The 20,915-nt window shown below is 71.4% G+C and carries 20 protein-coding genes; 14 read left to right on the top strand and 6 right to left on the bottom strand.

Going from position 1 to position 20,915, the window contains the following annotated elements:
* Positions 1-12: 12 nt before the first annotated feature.
* Positions 13-1,308 carry a PhoH family protein gene (locus BMH31_RS01320; RefSeq protein WP_231580860.1) on the bottom strand — a complete coding sequence of 432 codons (1,296 nt, stop codon included), beginning with the start codon at positions 1,306-1,308 and terminating at the stop codon, positions 13-15.
* A 444-nt stretch (positions 1,309-1,752) separates the two neighbouring features.
* On the opposite strand from BMH31_RS01320, the gene mtnA reads away from it, so the two are divergent.
* The 13 genes from mtnA to BMH31_RS01260 all read left to right on the top strand — a co-directional run bounded on the left by mtnA (position 1,753) and on the right by BMH31_RS01260 (position 14,714).
* Entirely contained in the window at positions 1,753-2,796 is a 1,044-nt protein-coding gene (gene mtnA / locus BMH31_RS01315) for an S-methyl-5-thioribose-1-phosphate isomerase (RefSeq protein ID WP_099723551.1), read from the top strand.
* 24 nt (positions 2,797-2,820) lie between these two features.
* Entirely contained in the window at positions 2,821-3,873 is a 1,053-nt protein-coding gene (locus BMH31_RS01310; RefSeq protein ID WP_099723550.1) for a BMP family ABC transporter substrate-binding protein, read from the top strand.
* Positions 3,874-3,948: 75 nt separating this feature from the next.
* The gene (locus BMH31_RS01305) at positions 3,949-5,523 is read left to right on the top strand and encodes an ABC transporter ATP-binding protein (RefSeq protein ID WP_099723549.1); all 1,575 of its coding nucleotides are present in this window, start codon (positions 3,949-3,951) and stop codon (positions 5,521-5,523) included.
* A complete protein-coding gene (locus BMH31_RS01300; RefSeq protein WP_241898073.1) occupies positions 5,520-6,776 on the top strand; it encodes an ABC transporter permease in 1,257 nt (418 codons plus the stop codon). Before BMH31_RS01305 ends, BMH31_RS01300 begins: the two co-directional genes overlap by 4 nt.
* Entirely contained in the window at positions 6,773-7,687 is a 915-nt protein-coding gene (locus tag BMH31_RS01295) for an ABC transporter permease (RefSeq protein WP_099723548.1), read from the top strand. The genes BMH31_RS01300 and BMH31_RS01295 overlap by 4 nt, the downstream gene beginning before the upstream one ends.
* Positions 7,684-8,178 carry a cupin domain-containing protein gene (locus BMH31_RS01290; protein ID WP_099723547.1) on the top strand — a complete coding sequence of 165 codons (495 nt, stop codon included), beginning with the start codon at positions 7,684-7,686 and terminating at the stop codon, positions 8,176-8,178. Before BMH31_RS01295 ends, BMH31_RS01290 begins: the two co-directional genes overlap by 4 nt.
* Before the next feature lie 14 nt (positions 8,179-8,192).
* Positions 8,193-9,233, top strand: coding sequence for a response regulator (locus BMH31_RS01285; RefSeq protein ID WP_099723546.1), 1,041 nt, complete (start codon positions 8,193-8,195; stop codon positions 9,231-9,233).
* A complete protein-coding gene (locus tag BMH31_RS01280) occupies positions 9,233-10,222 on the top strand; it encodes an ATP-grasp domain-containing protein (protein WP_099723545.1) in 990 nt (329 codons plus the stop codon). Before BMH31_RS01285 ends, BMH31_RS01280 begins: the two co-directional genes overlap by 1 nt.
* Entirely contained in the window at positions 10,219-10,944 is a 726-nt protein-coding gene (locus BMH31_RS01275) for a PHP domain-containing protein (RefSeq protein WP_099723544.1), read from the top strand. Before BMH31_RS01280 ends, BMH31_RS01275 begins: the two co-directional genes overlap by 4 nt.
* A complete protein-coding gene (locus BMH31_RS01270; protein ID WP_099723543.1) occupies positions 10,941-12,428 on the top strand; it encodes a glycosyltransferase in 1,488 nt (495 codons plus the stop codon). Before BMH31_RS01275 ends, BMH31_RS01270 begins: the two co-directional genes overlap by 4 nt.
* Positions 12,425-12,556 (top strand): hypothetical protein, encoded by a 132-nt coding sequence (locus BMH31_RS15810; RefSeq protein WP_255350854.1) that lies wholly within the window; start codon positions 12,425-12,427, stop codon positions 12,554-12,556. Before BMH31_RS01270 ends, BMH31_RS15810 begins: the two co-directional genes overlap by 4 nt.
* Positions 12,553-12,897, top strand: a complete 345-nt coding sequence (locus BMH31_RS01265; protein ID WP_099723542.1) for a response regulator — start codon at positions 12,553-12,555, stop codon at positions 12,895-12,897. The genes BMH31_RS15810 and BMH31_RS01265 overlap by 4 nt, the downstream gene beginning before the upstream one ends.
* Positions 12,894-14,714 (top strand): ATP-binding protein, encoded by a 1,821-nt coding sequence (locus BMH31_RS01260; RefSeq protein WP_099723541.1) that lies wholly within the window; start codon positions 12,894-12,896, stop codon positions 14,712-14,714. Before BMH31_RS01265 ends, BMH31_RS01260 begins: the two co-directional genes overlap by 4 nt.
* Before the next feature lie 63 nt (positions 14,715-14,777).
* Here BMH31_RS01260 and BMH31_RS01255 read toward each other — a convergent pair whose 3' ends face one another.
* The 4 genes from BMH31_RS01255 to BMH31_RS01240 form a co-directional block, all read right to left on the bottom strand.
* On the bottom strand, positions 14,778-15,536 hold the full coding sequence (locus tag BMH31_RS01255; RefSeq protein ID WP_099723540.1) for a nucleoside phosphorylase: 759 nt from the start codon (positions 15,534-15,536) through the stop codon (positions 14,778-14,780).
* A gap of 88 nt (positions 15,537-15,624) precedes the next feature.
* Positions 15,625-16,944 (bottom strand): amidohydrolase, encoded by a 1,320-nt coding sequence (locus tag BMH31_RS01250; RefSeq protein WP_099723539.1) that lies wholly within the window; start codon positions 16,942-16,944, stop codon positions 15,625-15,627.
* A gap of 38 nt (positions 16,945-16,982) precedes the next feature.
* Positions 16,983-17,762, bottom strand: coding sequence for an SDR family oxidoreductase (locus BMH31_RS01245; RefSeq protein ID WP_099723632.1), 780 nt, complete (start codon positions 17,760-17,762; stop codon positions 16,983-16,985).
* Between the two features lie 44 nt (positions 17,763-17,806).
* Positions 17,807-18,592 (bottom strand): isoprenyl transferase, encoded by a 786-nt coding sequence (locus BMH31_RS01240; RefSeq protein WP_099723538.1) that lies wholly within the window; start codon positions 18,590-18,592, stop codon positions 17,807-17,809.
* Positions 18,593-18,675: 83 nt separating this feature from the next.
* On the opposite strand from BMH31_RS01240, the gene BMH31_RS01235 reads away from it, so the two are divergent.
* Positions 18,676-19,425, top strand: coding sequence for a hemolysin III family protein (locus BMH31_RS01235; RefSeq protein ID WP_099723537.1), 750 nt, complete (start codon positions 18,676-18,678; stop codon positions 19,423-19,425).
* 6 nt (positions 19,426-19,431) lie between these two features.
* On the opposite strand, the gene BMH31_RS01230 is transcribed toward BMH31_RS01235, so the two are convergent.
* Positions 19,432-20,880, bottom strand: a complete 1,449-nt coding sequence (locus BMH31_RS01230) for an MFS transporter (RefSeq protein ID WP_099723536.1) — start codon at positions 20,878-20,880, stop codon at positions 19,432-19,434.
* Between the last annotated feature and the right edge of the window lie 35 nt (positions 20,881-20,915).

The following is a 20,915-nucleotide window of genomic DNA, read 5'->3' as shown; positions in this document are numbered from 1 at the left end:
GGCGGGAGCCCCTCAGTCCTCCAGCAGCTCGGTGACGAGCGCGGCGATATCGCTGCGCTCCGAACGGGTGAGGGTCACGTGCCCGAACAGGGGGTTGCCCTTCAGCTTCTCGATCACCGCGGCGATGCCGTCGTGGCGGCCGACCCGTAGGTTGTCGCGCTGCGCGACATCGTGCGTGAGCACCACGCGGGAGCGCTGACCGATGCGGCTCAGCATGGTGAGCAGCACATTGCGTTCGAGCGACTGCGCCTCGTCGACGATCACGAAGGCGTCGTGCAGGGAACGCCCGCGGATGTGGGTCAGCGGCAGCACCTCCACGATGCCCCGCGCTTCGACCTCGTCGAGCACGTTCTGCGACACGATCGACCCGAGGGTGTCGAACACCGCCTGCCCCCAGGGGCCCATCTTCTCCTGCTGATCGCCGGGCAGGTAGCCGAGCTCCTGTCCGCCGACCGCGTAGAGCGGCCGGAACACCATCACCTTGCGATGCTGCTGCCGCTCGACCACGGCCTCGAGCCCCGCGGCGAGCGCGAGCGCCGACTTGCCGGTGCCGGCGCGGCCGCCGAGCGAGACGATCCCGACCGACTGGTCGAGCAGCAGGTCGATCGCGAGCCGCTGCTCGGCGCTGCGGCCGTGCAGCCCGAAGACCTCGCGGTCGCCCCGGACGAGACGGACGGCGCCCTCGCGTCCGTCGACCCGGCCGAGGGCGGATCCCCGCGGCGAGGTGATCACGAGCCCGGTGCCGAAGGGCAGCTCGCGCGCCTCCGCGACGCCGTCGAGCCGTTCCGCATCCCACAGGTCCGCCATGCGCTCGTCGTCGAGCTCGAGCTCGGCGATGCCCGTGTACGCGTCGTCGTGCGCGAGCTCGGCCCGGTATTCCTCGGCCCCGAGCCCGATCGCGGCGGCCTTCACCCGCATGGGGAGGTCCTTCGATACGACGGTCACGTCGAGCCCCTCGGCCGCCAGGTTCTGCGCGACGGCGAGGATCCGGGTGTCGTTGTCGCCGAGCCGCATGCCGCTCGGCAGCGTCTGCTGGTCCGAGTGGTTGAGCTCGACCCGCAGGGTGCCGCCCTGGTCGCCGACGGGAACCGGGAAGTCGAGCCGCAGGTGCTGCTCGCGCAACCCGTCGAGCAGCCGGAGCGCGCGTCTCGCGAAGAATCCGATCTCGGGATCGTGCCGTTTCTTCTCGAGTTCGGTGATCACCACGACCGGGAGCACGACCGCATGCTCAGCGAATCGGAAGAGCGCGCCGGGATCGCTCAGCAGGACCGAGGTGTCGAGCACGTAGGTGCGCTCGGCCTGCGGCAACCGCTCGTGCGTGTCTGCCGCGGGGGCTTCCGCGGTCCGGACGGCGTCGGCGCTGGTGGAGTGGATTTCGGCCACGGGGGCTCCCTTGCTCGGGGATCTGCGGATCCCGTCTGCGCGGAGGCCGTTGCCACCGAGGGGGAATTGGCCTCCTCGACCGGGCGCTTTGCCCGATGCACCACACGGTACGCTCGTACGCCGCGAAGCCGCTCCACGACACGCATCGTGCGGGATGAACGTTTCGAGTCCGGGGTGCGTCCGGGGTGCGAACGACAGGCTGCGCCGCGGCGCTCGCGACCCCTCGGAACGCTCGCGCGCACGCATCCCACAACCGTGCCCGGAGACGGCTGGGAATCAGATATTCTGTCGTGGTTGCGCTCTCCGCCCCGCATCAGGTCGCGGCGGGCGCGCCACACCGACGACACGCACACAGAAACGGGGTCCTCCGTGCGCACGATCGACTGGATCGATGGAGCCATCGAACTGATCGACCAGACGCTCCTTCCGCATCAGGTGGAGGTGCACCGCGTCACCGAACTGCCCGAACTGATCGACGACATCAAGCGGTTGGCCGTGCGCGGGGCTCCCGCTCTCGGCGTCGCCGGTGCTCTGGGCGTCGCGCTGATCGCCGCGAGCGTGCAGCGCTCGGGCGGCGACGAGGAGCTCGACACCGTCGAGGTCCGCCGCCAGGCGGCACTGCTGCGCGAAGCGCGCCCCACTGCCGTGAACCTGTCGTGGGGCGTCGACCGTGCGCTCACCGCGCTCGACGCGGGCGCCGACGCCGTGCTCGCAGAGGCCCTCCGCATCCGCGACGAGGACATCGCCGCATGCATCTCGATGGGCCTGTACGGAGCCGACCTGACGCGCGAACTCACCGGCAAGGACCGCGTCCGCGTCATGACCATCTGCAACACGGGCAGCCTCGCCACGGTCGAGCGCGGCACCGCGCTCGGCGTGATCCAGACGCTGCTCGAGCAGGGCTCCCTCGAGGAGGCGTTCCCGCTCGAGACCCGTCCGCTGCTGCAGGGCGCCCGCCTCACCGCGTGGGAGCTGCAGCGCATGGACGCACCGTTCCGCCTGCTCGTCGACTCGGCCGGTCCGTTCCTGCTCTCGCGCGGGATCGCCGACGCCGTGTTCATCGGCGCCGACCGCATCGCGGCGAACGGCGACACGGCCAACAAGGTCGGATCCTTCTCGCTCGCCCTCGCGGCGAAGCACGCCGGGGTCCCCTTCATCGTGGTCGCGCCCGAGTCCACGGTCGACATGAGCACCGCGAGCGGCGCCGACATCGAGATCGAGGACCGCGGCGTGGACGAGGTCGCCGGTTTCGGCGGCGTCCGCACGGCCCCCGAGGGCATCTCGGCCGTCAACCCCGCCTTCGACGTCACCCCGAACGAACTGATCACTGCGATCGTCACCGAGCGCCGGGTCATTCTCCCGGGCCGCGGCGAGACCCTGCGGGACACCCCGCTGGGCGAGCTGCGCGCCTGAACCATGCAACGAAAGGAACCCTGCATGTTCTTCACCAAGCGCCGCGCCACTGCGGCTCTCGTCGCCGGCGCCGCCGCCGGCGCCCTGCTGCTGAGCGGCTGCTCGGGCAACGCCGCCGATTCGGGGAGCACCTCGGCCGACGGCCCCTCGTTCGTCTACATCACGAGCGATCCCATCGGTCAGAACGAGTTCCTCAAGTCGGGAAAGACCGGCATCGAGAAGGTCGCGAAGGACAACGACGGCACCGCCAAGACCTTCGAGTCGAAAGACGAGGCGAACCGCCGCTCGAACCTCGAGTCGGCCGTCGCGCAGCAGCCCAAGGTCATCGTCATGCTGGGCTTCCAGTTCGGCGACATGGCGAAGGAGTTCGCCACGCAGTACCCCGACCAGAAGTTCCTGCTGATCGACACCACCGTCGAGAACGCTCCGAAGAACCTCTACCAGGCGACCTTCCGCGAGCAGGAGCCCTCCTACCTCCTCGGCTACGAGGCCGGCCTCCTGACCAAGACCAACACCGTCGGCTCGGTGCTGTCGCTCGACATCCCGCTGCTCAAGAAGTACTCGGGCGGCTTCGACGAGGGCGCCAAGGCGGCCAAGGCCGACGTCAAGACCGTCGCGCCGCAGATCATCGGCGGCGACAACCCCTTCGCCGACACCGCGCGCGCCAAGGAGCAGGCGATCGCGTTCGCCGGCACCGGCGCCGACCAGGTGTTCGCCGTGGGCGCGGCCGCCAACGGCGGCATCTTCGACGCCGCGAAGGAGAAGAACTTCTTCGCCTACGGCGTCGACGCGAACCAGTGCCAGATGGCCCCGGGCAACGTGGTCGACGGCACCGTCAAGGCGGTCGACAAGGTCGTCGAGACCGTCGTCGGCGAGATCATCGACGGCAAGAGCGCTACCGACGCCACCTCCTCGTTCGGTCTGAAGGAGCAGGGCATGTCGATCGTCAGCCTCTCCGACGGCGCGAAGGACTCGGGCTGCGTGGTCATGGAGCACGCCGACGTCCTGAAGAAGGTCACCGAGGTGCGCGACCAGATCGTCGCCGGCACCGTCAAGGTCACCGACCCCACCAAGTAGCACGCTGCGGCGCCGTTCCTCGTGAGGAACGGCGCCGCTCCGTCATTCAGCACCACCCCCTTCGAAGGAGCGAGCATGATCCCCGAGGTCGAGATGCGCGGCATCACGAAGCGCTTCCCCGGCGTGCTCGCCGACGACGACGTCCACTTCGAGGTCGCCCCGGGCGAGATCCACGCCCTGATGGGTGAGAACGGCGCCGGCAAGTCGATCCTCATGTCGATGCTCGCCGGCGTCTACCAGCCCGACGAGGGCGAGATCCTCATCCGCGGCGAGCAGCAGCACTTCGCCTCTCCCCTCGACGCGATCGATGCCGGCATCGGCATGGTCTTCCAGTCGTTCAAGCTCTTCCCCTCCCTCACGATCGCCGAGAACGTCGTGTTCCGCAGCGAGCCGACCAAGCGCGGCCTCATCGATCGCCGAGAGGCCAACCGTCTCGTCTCCGAGATCGCCGACCGTTACGGCCTCGCCCTCGACCCGACCGCCCGCGTGGACTCGGTCCCGGTCGGCGTGCTGCAGCGCGTCGAGATCGTGAAGGCGCTCTACCGCGAGGCCAAGGTCCTCATCCTCGACGAGCCCACCGCCGTGCTCACCCCGCAGGAGACCGAGCGGCTCTTCGACGTGCTCCGCGCGCTCAAGGCCGACGGCCGCACCATCATCCTCATCACCCACAAGCTGAACGAGGTCATGGCGATCTCCGACCGCGTCACCGTGCTGCGCGACGGCCGCAACGTGGCGCAGCTCGTCACGGCCGACAGCTCCCCCGCCGAGATCACCCGTCATATGACGGGCCGCGACGTCGATCTCACCACGCCGCCGCCCGCGCAGGAGCCCGGCGACACCGTGCTCGAGGTACGAGATCTGACCGTCTCGGGCGACGGCGGCCGCGACAGCGTCGCCGACGCCGCCCTCGCGGTGCGCGCGGGCGAGGTCGTCGGCATCGCGGGCGTCGCGGGCAACGGCCAGGTGGAACTCGCCGAGGCGATCATCGGCATGCGTCCGGTCGCGACGGGCTCCGTCTCGGTCTCGGGCGTCGATCTGAGCCGCGCGTCGATCGCCGCGCGGCGCGACGGCGGCATCGCCTACGTGCCCGAGGACCGCCACGCGGTCGGCAGCGCCGGCACCGCCGACGCGATCGACAACCTCGCGCTCGGCCACCACCGCCGCGCCCCGATCATGCGCCGCGGCCTGCTGTCGCGCAGCGCGATGACGGAGCACGCGAAGCGCCTCATCGCCCGTTTCGGGGTCAAGATCGCGAGCCCGACCACCCCGGTCGGCACGCTGTCGGGCGGCAACCTGCAGAAGGTCGTCGTCGCGCGCGAGCTCGACTACCGCTCCCCCGTGCTCGTCGTCGAGCAGCCCACTCGCGGCGTCGACATCGGCGCCATCGAGTCGATCCACCGCGAGCTCTGCGAGTACCGCGACGCCGGCGGAGCGCTGCTGCTCATCTCGGCCGAGCTCAGCGAGATCATGTCCCTCTCGGGCCGCATTCTCGTGATGTTCGAGGGCCGCATCGTCGCCGAGGTGCCCCGCGCCGAGGCCGACGAGGCGCTGCTCGGCCTCTACATGGCCGGCCACGAACCCGAGGAACGGCACCGGCCCGCGGGCGCCGCAGTCCGCGCCGGCGGCGCACAGAACGGAGACGCGCAGTGACCCAGGCAGTGAACGATCGGCCGGGCTCGGGCGTGCTCCCGCGCGTCGGCCGCTGGCTCGCGGGCCCGATCCCCGTCTCGGTGGTGCTCGCGCTCGTCGTGGGCGCCGTGTTCATGCTCGTCGCCGGCGTCGACCCGATCTCGGGCTACCGCGCCATGGTGTCGGGTTCGTTCGGCACCGGCATGGGCATCGCGAACACCCTCGGCCGCGCCATCCCGATCATCGGCATCGGCATCGGCATCGCCCTCGCGTTCCGCGCAGGCATCATCAACCTGGGCACCGAGGGCCAGGCCGTGCTCGGCGCGCTCGCCGGCGGCTTCGTCGCGGTCTACATGCCCGGCCCCGGTCCGCTCGTCGCGCTCTGCGCGATGGTCACCGGCGTGCTCGCGGGCGCCGCGTGGGGCCTGCTGGCGGCGCTGCTGCAGAACTCGCTCGGCGTGCCGATCCTGCTCGCCACGCTGCTGCTCAACTACCCGGCCCGCTACTTCTCCTCCTGGGTGATCCGGTTCCAGCTGAAGGACCCCTCGACCGACCTCGTCGCGAGCAAGCAGATCGACCCCGGGGTGCAGCTGACCGCGCTCGTGCCCGCCGGCCCCGCCGCCGAGGCCGTGCGTCGCGCGTTCGGCCCGATGAGCCCCGTCACCATGATCCTGACCCAGGTCAACTGGTCGCTCGTGATCGTCGCCGTCCTCGTGATCGGCGCGATCTTCGTGAACCGCCGCACCCGCTACGGCTTCGAGGCCGGGCTCGCCGGCCAGAACCCCGAGTTCACGCGCTACGGCGGCGTGAAGCCGGGCCCGCTCGTGCTGCGCACCATGGCGCTCTCGGGCGGCATCGCCGGACTCATCGGCGTGCTGATCGTCATCGGCGCCCCGAACACGCGCATGATCGAGGGCCACATCGTCCAGACGAACTACGCGTGGACCGCGCTGCTCGTCACCCTGCTCGCGCTGTACCGCCCGCTCGGCGTCGCGATCGCCGGCCTCTTCTTCGGCGCCATCATCGTCGGCAGCGAGGCCATGGGGCGCGACCTCGGGCTGTCCCCGCAGATCGCCGCGGTGATCCAGGCGCTCGTCATCATCCTGCTCGCCTACCGCGTGGCGCTGCCCCGGTTCCGGAAGAAGCGGCAGGACGCCGCCCCGGAGGATCCACCGGGACCCGAGCCGCAGAGCCCGGCCGCCCCGGCCGCCGTCGCGGTGCAGCCCGCTTCCGCCCCCACCGCTGAGACCACCGAGACCGGAGGCGAACGATGAACCTGCTCGCCTTGTTCGACCAGGACCTGGTCGCCTCCGTCCTCCGCTCGCTCATCCCGATCCTGCTCGCCGCGCTCGGCGGCATGATCTGCGAGCGGGTCGGCATCTTCAACATCGGCCTCGAGGGCATCCTGCTCATCGGCACGTTCACCGGTGTCGCGGTCTCCTACGGCACCCACAGCTGGATCCTCGGTTCGCTCGCGGCGATGGGGGCCGGCATGCTGTTCTCGATGATCCTCGGCTACGGCGCCGTGTACCGCAAGGGCGATCCGATCGTGCTCGCCGTCGCCATGAACATCCTCGCCGTCGGCATGACGAGCTTCCTCCTCCTCGCGATCTTCCACGTCCAGGGTGTGTTCAAGGATCCGAAGATCGACGGGATCCCCACCTGGCGCATCCCGGGTCTCGCAGACATCCCCGGCATCGGCCCGCTGTTCTCGCTGACGCCGATCGGCTACCTCGCGCTGCTGCTCGTCCCCGTGCTCTGGGTCGTGCTGTTCCGCACGCCCGTGGGCCTGCGCCTGCGCGGCGTGGGCGAGCGTCCGCTCGCCGCCGCCACGCTCGGCGTCAACCCGCAGCGCTACCAGCTGCTCGCGGTGCTCGCCTCGGGCGCCCTCGCGGGTCTCGGAGGAGCGCAGCTCGCGCTCGGCAACGTCGTCCAGTTCACCGAGAACATGTCGGCCGGCCGCGGCTGGATCGCCGTCGTCGTGGTCATGCTCGCCCGCGCGCATCCCGTGGGCGTGCTGGGAGCCGCGCTCCTGTTCGGCTTCGCCGACGCGATCGGCTTCCGCCTGCAGTCCTTCGGCCTGCCGCAGCAGCTGACCGATGCCGGCCCGTACATCGTGACGCTGATCGTGCTGATCCTCATGAGCCGTCGGTTCAAGCAGACACGAACGGCGCAGCTCGCATGAGCGGGTCCGAGGCGACGGGTGCCACGACGCAGGATCCCGGGATCCCCGCCGAGGCCGCCCGCTGGGTCGCCGCGCTCGGCCTCGAACCCCTCCCCCACGAAGGCGGGCTGTTCCGGCAGGCCCACCTCGACGCGCACTCGACCGCGATCTACTTCCTGCTCGCCGGCGACGACTTCTCGGCGCTGCATTCGCTCGAATCGGTCGAGATCTACCACTGGTACGCGGGCTCCCCGCTCCGCCTGCTCCTGCTGTACCCGGACGGGCACGCCGAGGAGCAGTTGGTAGGCGCGGACCCCGCAGCCGGACTGCTGCCCCAGTTCGCCGTACCCGCCGGCGTGATGCAGGGCTCGTCTTCGACGGGCGACTGGACCCTGGTCGGCACCACCATGGCCCCCGGCTTCGACTGGGAGGGATTCCGGCTCGGGGATCGCGCCGAGCTCTCGGAGCGATACCCTGAGTTCTCGAACAGGATCGCCGAACTGACCCGCTGAGGAGACCGCTGCCGATGGCCAACGACGCCCCCCGAGTGCTCGTCGTCGATGACGATCCGGACGTCGCCCTGCTGGTACGCACGATCCTCGAGCGGCGCGCCGGATGCACGGTCGACGTCGCAGCGGACGGCCTCCGCGCGGTGGAGCAGGCGGCAGCGGTCCGGCCCGACGTGGTCGTGACCGACATCGAGATGCCGGGTCTGAACGGGATCGAACTGCTGACCGAGCTGCGCCGCAGCATTCCGGGCGTCCCCGTGGTCGTGATGACCGCGCACGTCTCGGTGGAGTACGCGGTGTCGGCGCTGCGCGCGCAGGCCGACGAGTTCCTCACGAAGCCCCTCGACAACGCGAAGCTCATCGAGACGGTGCAGCGACTCGCGACGGAGGGACGCGACCGGCAGCGCGGACGCGCGGCCGAAACAGTGCTCGCGATCGGCGCGCACCCCGACGACGTCGAGATCGGCGCGGGCGGGATCCTCGCCGCGCACGCCGAAGCCGGCGATCGCATCACGATCCTCACGATGTCGCGCGGGGCGCGAGGCGGCGACGCCGACAGCCGGCAGCACGAGTCGCTCGCCGCCGCCGAGCTGCTGGGGGCGCGCCTGTTCCTGCAGGACCTCGTCGACACCGAGATCCCGAACAGCGGCACCACGGTGCGGCTCATCGAGGAGGTCGTGCGGGAGGTCGCCCCGACGATCGTCTACACGCACTCCGGGCACGACCGCCACCAGGACCACCGCGCGGTGAGCGAGGCGACCGTCGTCGCTACCAGGCGCGTCCCCACGGTCGCCTGCTACCAGAGCCCGTCGGCCACCATCGACTACCGGCCCACGCGGTTCGTGCGCATCGAGCGCTTCCTCGAGCGCAAGCTCGAGCTGCTGCGCTGCTTCGACTCGCAGACCTCGAGCCGCGACTACCTGTCGCCCGAGTTCGTCACCGCGACCGCGCGCTACTGGACCCGATTCGGCGGCGGAACCGCCGTCGAACCCCTCGAAGTGGTGCGCGAGAGCGCCGAGCTCGCCAGCACCTCCGAGCACCTGCGACTGGAGAACTGATGACCGCCCGCGTTCTGGTGACCGGGGCCGGCGGCCCCGCAGGAGTCGCCGTGATCCGATCGCTGCTGCGCCGCGACGACGTGACCGTGTTCGCGGCCGACATGGACGGCTGGGCCAGCGGCCTGTACCTGGTGCCCGCCGAGCAGCGACGGCTGGTGCCGCCGGGTCGCGACCCGGAGTTCGTGGCCGCCCTCGCCACCCTGGTCGAGGCCGACCGGCTCGATCTCGTGATCTCGACGGTCGACGTCGAGCTCCTCGCGCTCGCGGAGCGCCGCGAGGAACTCGCCCCCGCGGTGCTCGCCGCGCCCCCGGCCGAGACGCTGCGGGTCGCGCTCGACAAGCTGGCGCTCGCCGATCGCTGCGCCGCGACCGGCCGGTCGCCGCGCACCGTCCTCGCGGGCCCCGACGCGCTCGCCGTGGACTGGGAGTTCCCGGTCTTCGCGAAGCCCCGTCAGGGCGCTGGGAGCCGCGGGATCCGCCTGGTGGCCGACCGTGCGGCGCTCGAGACGCTGCCGACCGACGAGGGCCTGATCGTGCAGGACCTGCTCCCGGGCGAGGAGTACTCGGTCGACGTCATCGCCGACGCAAACGGCGGGATTGTCGCGGCCGTCCCGCGCACGCGCGCCCGCGTGGACTCGGGCGTCGCTATCGCGGGCCGCACGATGCGCGATCCCGAGCTGGAGGAGACCGCCGCTGCGGTCGCCCGTGCAATCGGGCTCGTCGGCGTCGCGAACGTCCAGCTCCGCCGCGACCGCGCGGGCCGGGCGATGCTGCTCGAGGTCAACCCGCGCTTTCCCGGCGCGCTGCCGCTCACCATCGCGGCCGGTGTCGATATCCCCTCGCTCATGGTCGACCTGTTCCTCGGCGAGACGCTGCCGGAGCGGGTCGGATTCCGCGAGGTCGCCTCGGTGCGGTTCCTCGAGGACGTGATCGTCGAGGTCGACGAGGTCCTCGAGTCGGCGCACGCCGGACACCAGGACGACGCGTGAGCATCGCGTCGGCGGCGGCGCTCCGCGGCGACCACCACGTCCACTCGACGTTCTCCGACGACGCGGTCTCGTCCCTCGAACAGAACGTCGCCGCGGCCGCGGCCGCCGGACTCGACACGCTGCGGCTGGTCGACCACGTGCGCCGCAGCTCCGGCTGGGTCCCCGAGTACCTCGCGGCGGTCTCGGCGCTGCACGTACCCGACGGGCTCACCGTGCTGACCGGAGTCGAGGCGAAGATCCTCGACCGCTCGGGCGCGCTCGACATCCCCGCGCTTCCCGCGGGCATCGACCGGATCCTCATCGCCGACCACCAGTTCCCCGGCGCCGACGGCCCCCTCGGCCCGTCCGAGATCCGCGCGCGGCTCGCCGCCGGGTGGAACGACGAGGACGCGCTCGACGACCTCGTGCAGGCCCTCGTCGCGGCGATGGAGCGCCACCCGGGCAATCAGCTGGCGCACTGCTTCTCGATCCTGCCCAAGATCGGCCTGAGCGAGTCCCGGCTCGGAGCGGAGCGCCTCGCGGCCTGGGCCTCCGCCGCAGCCGCGACGGACACCCTCGTCGAGGTGAACGAGAAGTGGGGCTGTCCCGAGCCGGCCACCCTCGTCGCCCTGCGCGAGGCCGGCGCCGGAATCGTCGCGTCGACCGACAGCCACGATGCGGCCGAGGTCGGGCGATACCGGCGGGTGCGCGAACTGCTCGACGCTGCGGAGGCCCTCGCGTGAACGCGCCGAACGGCTTCGAGATCGCACTGATCGTCTTCCTGCTGATCTGCGTGCTGCTCGGCACCACTCCGGTGTTCAACACGGCGTTCCAGTTCCTGGTGCTGCCGATCCACGCGTTCAAGAACCACTACCGCCGCGCTGCGCCGTACGCGCCGAACATCGCCGTCATCGTGCCGGCCTGGAACGAGGGGCTCGTGATCGGGGCGTCGATCGACCGCCTCCTCACGCTCGAGTACCCTGCGGAGCGGCTCCGGATCTTCGTCGTCGACGACGCCTCGACCGACAGCACACCAGACGTTGTGCTCGATCGCGCCGCTCGATACCCGAGGCGGGTCGTGCATCTGCGGCGCGAGGTCGGCGGCGAGGGCAAGGCCCACACGCTCAACCACGGCATCTCGCGCGTGCTCGCCGATCCGTGGACCGAGGCCGTGCTCATCATGGACGCCGACGTGATCTTCGCGCGCGACTCGCTCCGCAAGATGAGCCGGCACCTCGCCGACGAGCGCGTCGGCGCCGTGACCGCGTACATCGCCGAGGGCAGCCACGACCGCAACTACCTCACCCGGTTCATCGGCATGGAGTACGTGCTCGCCCAGCTGGCCTCCCGTCGCACCCAGAACGTGCTCGGCGCGGTCGCCTGCCTGGCCGGCGGCGCACAGTTGCACTCGCGGGCGAACCTCGAGGCGATCGGCGGCCGGATCCCGACCGGCACCCTGGCCGAGGACACCATGACGACGTTCGAAGGGCAGCTGCACGGCCGGCGCATGGTGTTCGAGCCGCACGCGGTGGTGCTGGCGGAAGAACCCCGCACGGTCGACGCGCTGTGGAAGCAGCGCCTGCGCTGGGCTCGCGGCAACGTCCAGCTCACCTCGATCTACCGCAGGGTCTGGTTCCGTCCGAGCCGGATCCACCGCCTCGGCAGCCTCTCGTTCGGCCTCAGCTGGTTCAGCATCCTGCTGTTGCCCGTCTGGATGCTGCTCGCCTCGGTCGCGCTCTTCTCGCTCCTCCTGCTGCACAGCGGGATCGCCGAGGCGGTGTTCCGCTTCATGTGGATCCTCGCGGCCTGCACCTACCTCTATTCGATCCTCTACGCCGTGCAGCTCGACGGCCGCACCGGCCGCCGATCCTGGCGCGAAGCGCTCCTGTTCCCCGGGCTCGGCGCGATGGTCATGATGGCCATCGCGCTCTTTCCCCGGTTCTCGGACGCCCTGCTCACCGACTGGCTCGGCACCCTCACCCGCGAGGATCGCTTCGTGTACGCGTCGATCCTGTACCTCTGGGGCCCGATCTCGATGCTGGGCGCCTGGGCGGCGCGATGGACCGAACGCCTGCCCGGCGGTCGCTTCATCGCGAGGCTCTGCATCTACGTATTCGGCTACGGATCGCTGCTCTGCGCGATTACTGTGGACTCGTACATCAAGGAATGGCGCCGAGCCGACGCATCCTGGATCAAGACCGAGAAGGTCGGAAGGGTCGTCTCATGAGTCCAGCACCGGAGCTCGACGAGATCGCGCGCGATGCACGGCGGGAACGCCGCCTCGTGCCCCAGGCCCTGATCGCCCTCGCGGTGGTGGCCGCCATCGTCGTCGTCCGAGAGCTGTTCCTGCGATGAGCGCGCCGCTCGCCCTCACGGTCGAGGACAGCACGGACCAGTCCGCCCTGCTCCGCCTGCTGCTCGAGCGCGAGGGCTTCGAGGTCTTCGCGACGGCCGATGCCGAATCCGCCATCGCGGCCTTCGCCGAGATCTCCCCCTCGCTCGCGATCATCGACCTCCGTCTCCCCGGTCTCACGGGCGAGGAGTGCTCGCAGCGCCTGCGCGAGCGGTTCCCCGACTGCTTCATCGTGATCAGCTCGGTGCTGGACCCCGCCGACTACCCCGAGGCCGACGCCGCGCTCCCGAAGCCGGTCACCTCTGCGGCCGTGCACGAGCTCGTCGTCGGACTCGCGGCATGAGCGAGGCTCCGCGGAACCGGCTGCTCCGCGTCTTCGACCGTCCCGGGCCGCTGCTCAAACAGGCACCGACCACGATCGCGCTCCTCGTCGCGCTGGCGCTCGTCCACCTGGTCCCCGGTCTGAAGCCGGTCTCCGAGGGCGCGGCCTTCGCGGGCAGCGCGGTGATCCTCGCGGCGACCGCGTACGCCGCCCTGCTGCGCGCGCATCGCGGGCACGAGGGGTTCGCGGTGCTCCTGATCCCTGTGGTCGACATCGTCGGGCTGGGGCTGTTTCGCGCGGGCACGGGCGGCGCGCACTCGATGTTCGGCGCCCTCGTACTGCTCCCGGTGGTGTGGCTCGCGACCGCCCCGAAGTTCCGGTACGTCGTCGCCGCGGTGCTGCTCAGCTCGTTCACCATCCTGATGCCCTACCTCGCGACCCCGCCCGACAGCCCGGCGGACTGGCTCCGCGGCGTCGTCTCCCCGCTCGTCTACGCGGCGGTCGCGGCCGCGATCCACGACCTCTCGCGTCAGCAGCGGATCCGCATCGAGCAGGCGGAGCGGCTCGTCTCCGAGCGCACCCGCGCCCTCGAGCAGAACGCCGAGATGATCGCCCAGCTGCGCGAGAGCGAGCAGCGGTACCGTGCGCTGCTCGAATCGTTCGAGAGCCTGTGGGCGGCGATCACCGCCCAGGCCGTCATCGCGACCGACTGCCGCGGCACCGTCGAGGCCTGGAACCCGGGAGCCGAGCGGCTCCTCGGACTCACCCGGGCCGAGGCGCTCGACGGCGTCCGCATCGATCGCTTCTTCCCCGCCGATGTGCTCGCGATGCTCGCCGAGGAGCACCCGGATCTGGTGCACGCGCACGCGCCGGAGGATCTGCCGCAGGGCGTGCGAGCGCTGTTCGCCCGGGCCGACGCCGATTCGACGGTCGACGCCGACCTCGAGATCTCGACGGCGACGGGGCTCACCGTGCCCGCGAGGATCACGGTCACCCCGCGCAAGGACGGCACGGGGCAGCAGCGCGGCTACCTGCTGGTCGTCACCGACGAGACCCGCGCGGTCGAGGTCGCGCGCATGAAGGACCAATTCGTCGGAATGATCTCGCACGAGCTGCGCACTCCGCTCAGCGCGATCATCGGGTTCCTGGATCTACTGCGCAGCGACCCGGAGCGTCCCCTCGCCGAAGAGCAGCGCGAGTTCGTCGACATCATCGAGCGCAACGCCCAGCGGCTGCTCGCGCTCGTCGGCGATCTGCTCTTCACCGCGCAGGTCGAGTCCGGCCGGTTCCCGCTCGAGTGCTTCGATTCGGATCTCTCCGAGAGCGTGCGTTCCGCGGTCGAGTCCGCAGCACCGCATGCGCAGCGCGAGGGCGTCGAGCTGCGCACCGAGCTCCCCGGCCGTCCCGTCGTGGTCTCGATCGATGAGCGGCGCATCGGCCAGGCGCTCGACAATCTGCTATCGAACGCGATCAAGTTCACCCCGCGCGGCGGCCGGGTCACGGCCGAGGTCCGGCCCGTCGACGGTGCGGTCGTGCTCGCCGTGCGCGACACCGGTATCGGGATCCCCGAGGACGAGCAGGGCATGCTCTTCACCCGGTTCTTCCGGGCTTCGACGGCGACTCGCAACGCGGTCCCCGGGATCGGCCTCGGGTTGAGCATCACCCGCGCGATCGTGATCGCGCACGGCGGGCGCATGGAGGTCGCGAGCCGCGAGGGCGAGGGGACCGAGTTCCGCATGACCCTGCCGATGGCGCCACCCACCGAGGCGGTGCCGAAGGTGCGGATTCGCGCCGGCCGCGGGGAACTCCCGGACACTCGGTTCCGATCCCGTTCCTAGGGACGCGAAACGGCGCGTCCCGGACGGATCCCGGACGCGCCGCAGCGGGTGAAGAGCCGACGGTTAGCCGGCGATGAGCACGTCGAGCGCGGTGTCGAGCGCACCGTCGACCGCGCGCGTGACGATCTCTCGGTAGGGGTCGTAGCCGTCCATCGCGTCGTCCTTCGCGGCCAGCGGGTTGCCGTCGATGGCGAAGACCGCGCCGGCCTCGATGCCGTGCAGCGAAGCGATCACGAAGAGGGCGGAGGCCTCCATCTCGACCGCGACGATACCGGCGCGCTGCCACATGCGGTGGTCGATCCCGGTGATCACGTCGCTCGGGTAGAACATGTCGCCCGTGAGCACGATGCCCGAGTGCACCTCGAGACCGGTCTTGGCGGCGGCGGCCTTGAGCGCGACCGCGAGCTCGGGGGTCGCGATCGCGGGGAACTCGGTGGGCACGAGCTGGTGGCTCACGCCGTCCGCGCGCACGGCACCGGTCGCGACGACGATCGCGCCGTCGACGACCTCGGGCTGGATGCCGCCGGCGGTGCCGGAGCGGATGATGCGGGTGACGCCGCCGCGCGCGAGCTCCTCGAAGCAGACGGCCGCGCCGGCGGCGCCCACGCCGTGCGAGGCGACCGTGACCGGGACCCCGCGGTGCGTGCCCGAGTACACGTGGTACTCGCGGTTCGCTGTGAGCTGCTGCACGTCGTCGAGGCGCTCGGCGACGCGCGCCGCGCGGCCGGGATCGCCCACGACGAGCGCGCGGTCGGAGAGGTCGGCGACGCGGGCGCGGAGCAGCGGGAGTTCGGCATCGGCGGGGAGACGGACGGGCGCCATTGCGGTCACCTTTCGGTTCGGAAGCGGAGGTCGGCCCGGTGCGTGGCGCACCCGGCCCGATCCTTCAATCGTAGGGGCGGAACGCGGCTCAGGACGCCCGCAAGCGGGCGGCCGCGGCGGCGGCCCGGTCTCGGATGCCCGCGGCGTCGAGGGTGAGGTGCTCGCCGTCGGCGTAGACGTGGCGCCCGCCGATGAACACGTGGCGCACGTCGGTGCCCCGGGCCGAGAATCCGAGGTGCGAGGTGAGCGACGCGTGCGGGATCGCGGAGGCGCCGCGGACGTCGAGCGCGATGACGTCGGCCAGGCGTCCGGCTTCGAGCGCCCCGGTCTCGGGGAACCCGACCGCCTCGGCGCCGCGTCGGGTGGCGATGTCGAGCACGGTGGAGGCGCGTACCGCCGCCGCGTCGTGGCGGACTCCGCGGTGCACGATCGTGCCGGTCTTGATCTCTTCGAAGAGGTCGAGGGTGTTGTTGCTCGCGACGGAGTCGGTGCCGAGCGAGAGCCGGACCCCGGCCTCGAGCATCTCGGGCAGGCGGGCGACGCCGTTGCCGAGCTTGAGGTTCGACACCGGATTGTGGCTCACCGCCACCCCTGCCTCGGCGAAGCGCTCGATCTCGCGATCGGTGAGGTGCACGCAGTGTGCCGCAAGCACGGAGGCGTCGAAGAGGCCGAGTGCGTCGAGGTGGTCGCCCGGCGTCGCCCCGTACTGCTCGCGGATCTGCTCGACCTCGGCCGGCGATTCGGAGACGTGGATGTGGATCGGCAGCCCGGTGTGCTGCGCGCGCTCGGAGATCTCGCGGAGGAACTCGGGCGGCGAGGTGTAGGGCGCGTGCGGGCCGTAGGCGAGCCGGATCTGGGGGTCGTCCGCGAAGACCTCGGCGAGGCGCTCCGTCTGGTCGAGCGCTTCGGCACCCGTCCACGGGGCGACGCCCGGGAACCCGACGGCGTCGGCCGTGAACGCGGCCGGAGCCGCGAGCACGCGCATGCCGCTCGCCTGCACGAGCCGCAACAGGGGTTCGTCCCAGTGGTACATGTCGGCGAACGTCGTGGTGCCGCTCGCGATCATCTCGACCATGGCGAGTTCGAGACCCGCGGCGACGTCGGCGTGGGTCAGGTGCTGCTCGAGCCCCTGCACGGCGGCGAGCCAGGGCATGAACCCGTCGTCGTCGGAGGCACCGCGCAGCAGGGTCATGGCGGAGTGCGTATGACCGTTCACGAGGCCGGGCATGAGCACGTGGCCGCTCAGGTCGTGCGTGGGGGTCGAGTCCGGCCGTGCCGGGCCGACGTAGGCGATGCGGCCGCCGGCGTCGAATTCGAGCTCGACGCTGCCGGGCTCGCCGCCGACGGCGCCCTCGGGGGTCAGCAGGGCGTCGGCGCGCAGGATCGCGGCCTCGATCGGGTTGCTCATCGGAGTCCTCTCGCTCGGTCTCGGGTGTCGGAAGACGGCTACCAGCCGGGAGTGGCGAGCATGCCGCCGTCGACCGCGAGGTCCTGCCCGGTGATGAACGCGGCCGCGTCGGAGGCGAGCAGCACGCAGGCGTCGCCGACATCTCGCGGTGTGGCGAGGCGCCCCAGCGGAGCGTGCGCGAGCCAGCTGGCCACGCCCTCGGGCCAGTTCTCGGCAAGACCAGGCACCTCGACGAGGCCGGGCGACACCGTGTTGACCCGGATACCGGCGGGCCCGAGCTCGAGCGCGGCCGCTCGCGCGTGCATGAGCAGCGCGGCCTTGGCGCTGGCGTAGTGCGCGTGCCCGCCCGCCGGCCGGTGCGCTTCGACCGAGGCGATGTGCGTGATCGATCCGCCGCCCTCGAACACCTGCGCCGCCGCCTGACTCAGTGAGAACACCACGCCGACGTTGGTAGCGAACATCGCGTCCCACGACTCACGGCCGAGTTCGGAGAGCGGTTCGACCGGCTGGATCCCGGCGTTGTTGACCAGGGCGTCGAGCCCGCCGAGCTCGACCGCACTGCGCGCCACGAGGTCCTGTGCGGCGCCGGGCAGCGAGAGGTCGGCGCCGACCGCGACAGCCCGCCCCCCGGTCGATTCGATCTCGGTCACCAGCTGCTCGGCGACGGCGGCGTTCGAACGGTAGTGGACGGCGACCGCTGCGCCCGCCTCGGCGAAGCTGCGCGCGATGCCGCTGCCGACCCCGCCCGTGGCGCCGGTGACGAGCACCCGGCGACCCTGGAGCGACGGCAGGCGTGCGGCGTGATGCGTCTCGTTCATGCCCGCAATCGTATCGGCGACCGCCGACATCCGCCCGCGCTCCGCTACTTGCCGAGGCGGCGCTGACGGCGCGAGTAGTCGCGCAGCGCGCGCAGCAGGTCGACCTCGCGCAGGTCGGGGTACAGCGCCTCGACGAAGTAGAACTCGGAGTGCGCGGATTGCCAGATCATGAAGTCGCTGAGCCGCTGCTCCCCCGAGGTGCGGATGACGAGGTCGGGATCGGCCTGCCCCCGCGTCCAGAGGTGCTCGCCGATGGTCTCGGGGGTGAGCCGTTCGGCGAGGGTGTCAAGCGTGCCGCCCGCGGCCCGGTGCTCGTCGATCACGCTGTGCATGGCCGCCGTGATCTCGCTGCGTCCGCCGTATCCGACGGCGAGGTTCACGTGCAGCCCGGTGTGGTCCCTGGTGCGCACCTCCGCATCGTGCAGCGCTCCGGCCAGCTCCGGCGGGAGCCCGTCGCAGCTGCCGACGTGCTTCACCTTCCAGTCGCCGTGGGACCCGAGATGCCTGGCGAGGTCGCCGATGATCTCGAACAGGTCGGTGAGCTCCTGCTCCTGCCGCCCCTTCAGGTTGTCGCTCGAGAGCAGGTAGAGGGTGACGACGCGGATGCCGGCGTGCTCGCACCACCGGAGGAACTCGGGGATCTTGCGCGCTCCGGCGCGGTGCCCGAATGCGACGCGCTCCTGCAGGCGCTGCTTGGCCCACCGCCGATTGCCGTCGACGATCACCGCGATGTGGTGGGGCGAGCGCTCGGGATCGATCTCGCGGCGCAGCCGGCGCTGGTAGAGCCGATAGAGGGGCCCGGGTCGCGGAGCGGTTCGTTCGGGCGTCACTCGTCGATTCTATCCGCGGCTCGTCTTTGCAGGTGGTCGACACATATGCAGCTTTCGCACTGTCGGCTCCGTACACTCGGAGCATGAGCCAGCGAGCCAGTTCCTCGTCCGGTCGCGAGCGCCGTCTGCCCGATCCGGATCGTCTCTCGCTGCCGCTGCTCGAGGACGCTCTCGAGCACCCGCATCCGACCGCGACGAAGCCCACGTGGCGCGGCTGGATCCACGCGGGGACGTTCCCCGTGGCGGTGGCCGCGGGGATCGTGCTCATCTGCCTCGCGAAGGGCCCAGTGGCCAAGTGGGCCGCGGCGGTCTACCTGCTGACGAGCGCGCTGCTGTTCGGAGTGTCGGCCCTCTACCATCGCTTCAACTGGAAGCCGGAGACCAAGCAGGTCTTCCGCCGTCTCGATCACGCCAACATCTTCCTGCTGATCGCCGGCACCTACACGCCGCTCGCGCTGACCGCGATGCCGCTCGACAAAGGGGTCCTGCTGCTCGTCCTCGTGTGGGCCGGCGCGCTGCTCGGGATCGGGTTCCGCGTGTTCTGGATCTCTGCGCCGCGCTGGCTCTACGTCCCTCTTTATGTCGCGCTCGGCTGGGCGGCCGTCATCTACCTCGGCGATATCTGGCAGGCGAACCCCGCGACCATGATCCTCGTCGTCGCCGGCGGCCTGCTCTACACGGCCGGATCGGTCGTCTACGGCCTCAAGCGGCCGAACCCCGTGCCCGGGGTCTTCGGATTCCACGAGATCTTCCACACGCTCACGGTGCTCGCCTTCCTCTGCCACTGGGCCGGAGCCCTGCTCGTCTCGCTCGACCCGGTCTCCCTGCGCTAGCGAGACTCAGGTCTCGACGCGCCTCCGCGCCGGGATCGCGAACGCGAGGACGACTCCCGCGGCCGAGACTCCCGCCGCGATCAGGAAGAGCGTGCGGAACGTCTCCTCCCTGGGAACGCCGCTCGCGGCGATCCCGATCGAGGTCAGGATCAGCGTCGCGACGGGGGTGCCGAAGGCGGATCCGACCGTGCGGAGCACGCCGTTGACGCCGAGCGCGGCGCCGAGGCCCGCCCGATCGACGTGCCCGGCGATGAGCTCGGCGACGACCGCGAAGCCGATGCCGTTGCCGAGGCCGACGAGGGCGAAGAACAGGATCACGGCGAGCAGGGATCCGGGCCTCAGCGCGATGCCGATGCCGCCGGCGCACATGGCGCCGAGCGCGATCGCGGCGACGGCACGCCCGCTCAATCGGCCGAGCAGCCAGGGCGTGAAGCGTCCGCCGAGGAAGACGAGCACGGCGCCCGGCAGCAGCGCCGCGCCGGTCGCCGTGACCCCGAGGCCCTGCCCGACGGCCCCGATTCCGCTCGCGGACGACTGCAGCAGCACGGGAAGGCCGACGTAGAAGGCGTAGGGCACGAAGCCGAGGAACAGGGTGAGCGCGTTCGTCGCGGCGAGCGCTCGATCGGTCACGAGCACGGGATCGATCAGCGGGTGCGCGAGCCGGCGCTCGACGAGCACCAGACCCGCGAGGCCGAGCAGGGCGAGCGCGGCGAGGCCCAGCGCCGCGGGCGAGGTCCAGCCCCAGCGGGCACCCTGCGAGATGACGAGCAGCAGCGGGAGCAGCGTGAGGACCAGCAGGCCGACACCGGCCCAGTCCTGCGGCTCCGCGCTTCCCCGCTCGCCCGCGGGCACGCGCCACGCGATCAGGAGCACGGAGAGGAGGCCGAGGCCGGCGCCGAGCGCGAAGAGCCACGGCCAGCTGAGCAGGTCGGTGACCGCGCCGCCGACGACGAGCGCGAGACCGGCCCCGAGCCCCATGGTGCCCGAGAGCCAGCCGATGGCGACGGCCTGCCGCCGGCCGACGAGCCGGTCGCGCACGATCGCGACCGCGAGCGGGAAGGAGGCGGTGGCCGCGCCCTGGAGCACGCGTCCCACGAGCATCACAGGGAGGGACCCCGCGAGTCCTGCGACCGCTCCCCCGATGACGAAGACCAGCATCGCGATCATGAGCACCCGCCGGTGCCCGTGCCGGTCGCCCAGCGCGCCGATCACGGGGGCCGCGACCGCGCCGCTGAGCAGGTACGCGGTGAGGATCCACCCCGCGGTCGCACCGTCGAGCCCGAGCTCGGTCGAGAGCACGGGGAGTGCCGGGACGAGCAGCGTCTGCATCATCGAGAAGGCGAGGACGGCCGAGGCCAGCGCAGCGGTGAATCCCGCGGGTGCTGCGGGGATCGCCGTGCCCGCGATGGGGACGGACGCGGTATGGGGCCCGGAGGCCTGGGTCTGGGTGGTCACACGGCTCCTCGGGTCGGCGCGATGGGATCGACTCT

Source organism: Leucobacter sp. OLIS6 (assembly GCF_002752355.1).
Classification (GTDB): domain Bacteria; phylum Actinomycetota; class Actinomycetes; order Actinomycetales; family Microbacteriaceae; genus Leucobacter.
This window is presented reverse-complemented; position numbering and strand designations above follow the sequence as displayed.

Excerpts from the sequence above, each read along its gene's own strand:
- BMH31_RS01310 (WP_099723550.1), top strand. The coding sequence starts at position 2,821 with ATGTTCTTCACCAAGCGCCGCGCCACTGCGGCTCTCGTCGCCGGCGCC.
- BMH31_RS01305 (WP_099723549.1), top strand. The coding sequence starts at position 3,949 with ATGATCCCCGAGGTCGAGATGCGCGGCATCACGAAGCGCTTCCCCGGC.
- BMH31_RS01295 (WP_099723548.1), top strand. The coding sequence starts at position 6,773 with ATGAACCTGCTCGCCTTGTTCGACCAGGACCTGGTCGCCTCCGTCCTC.
- BMH31_RS01290 (WP_099723547.1), top strand. The coding sequence starts at position 7,684 with ATGAGCGGGTCCGAGGCGACGGGTGCCACGACGCAGGATCCCGGGATC.
- BMH31_RS01285 (WP_099723546.1), top strand. The coding sequence starts at position 8,193 with ATGGCCAACGACGCCCCCCGAGTGCTCGTCGTCGATGACGATCCGGAC.
- BMH31_RS01280 (WP_099723545.1), top strand. The coding sequence starts at position 9,233 with ATGACCGCCCGCGTTCTGGTGACCGGGGCCGGCGGCCCCGCAGGAGTC.
- BMH31_RS15810 (WP_255350854.1), top strand. The coding sequence starts at position 12,425 with ATGAGTCCAGCACCGGAGCTCGACGAGATCGCGCGCGATGCACGGCGG.
- BMH31_RS01265 (WP_099723542.1), top strand. The coding sequence starts at position 12,553 with ATGAGCGCGCCGCTCGCCCTCACGGTCGAGGACAGCACGGACCAGTCC.
- BMH31_RS01260 (WP_099723541.1), top strand. The coding sequence starts at position 12,894 with ATGAGCGAGGCTCCGCGGAACCGGCTGCTCCGCGTCTTCGACCGTCCC.
- BMH31_RS01255 (WP_099723540.1), bottom strand. The coding sequence starts at position 15,536 with ATGGCGCCCGTCCGTCTCCCCGCCGATGCCGAACTCCCGCTGCTCCGC.
- BMH31_RS01250 (WP_099723539.1), bottom strand. The coding sequence starts at position 16,944 with ATGAGCAACCCGATCGAGGCCGCGATCCTGCGCGCCGACGCCCTGCTG.
- BMH31_RS01245 (WP_099723632.1), bottom strand. The coding sequence starts at position 17,762 with ATGAACGAGACGCATCACGCCGCACGCCTGCCGTCGCTCCAGGGTCGC.
- BMH31_RS01235 (WP_099723537.1), top strand. The coding sequence starts at position 18,676 with ATGAGCCAGCGAGCCAGTTCCTCGTCCGGTCGCGAGCGCCGTCTGCCC.